General features: G+C 39.6%; 1 protein-coding gene. It reads right to left on the reverse strand.

Annotated elements, in window-relative coordinates; translation table 11 throughout:
* Positions 1-584, reverse strand: a 584-nt coding sequence (locus tag HMPREF9444_RS11120) for a hypothetical protein (RefSeq protein WP_187363656.1), incomplete at both ends; no start/stop codon positions are given.

Here is a 584-nt window from a genome sequence, read left to right on the forward strand (position 1 = left end):
ATATAATCCTGCACAAAAACCATCTGCTGCTGAATATCGGTTCCCAATTCTTCCTGAGATGATTCCAAATTTGAAATCCAATTTTTAATATCGTCAGCAGTCGGATTGCCCGATAGAGAAATCTTACTGTCACTTAATATTGAAGTTCCGGATACTGATGTTGAGGTCAACAAAGTCTCATAGGCCTTTAAAGCCTCTAAACGAGTGGAAACAGCCTCTATTCCGGCTTCAATCTCCGACAAATTATGATCTTCCTCTCCACCGACTCTAAGTGCATCAAAAGCTGAAGCTTCACCTGCCTTTATATATTCGTTTTTATACCAATAATCCGTGCTTTCCTGTTTTGTAGCCCATGTTTTATTTTTTTCATCATAATAAGGCTTATCGCCATCAGCATACTGCTCTAAATCCTCAAGTGCAGCGGTCGCAGTCTTAATCTCCTGCTGAATGGTTTCCAAATCAGTAGGCAGTTCACCATATTTTTCCACATCATAGTCAGACATGGTGCGAAGCGCATTTATCGCATCGGTATATGTTTTTGAATCGGTCTGAGAATCACGAATTGAATTAATTTTTTCCATTGC

This window comes from Succinatimonas hippei YIT 12066 (assembly GCF_000188195.1).
Taxonomy (GTDB): Bacteria; Pseudomonadota; Gammaproteobacteria; order Enterobacterales; family Succinivibrionaceae; genus Succinatimonas; species Succinatimonas hippei.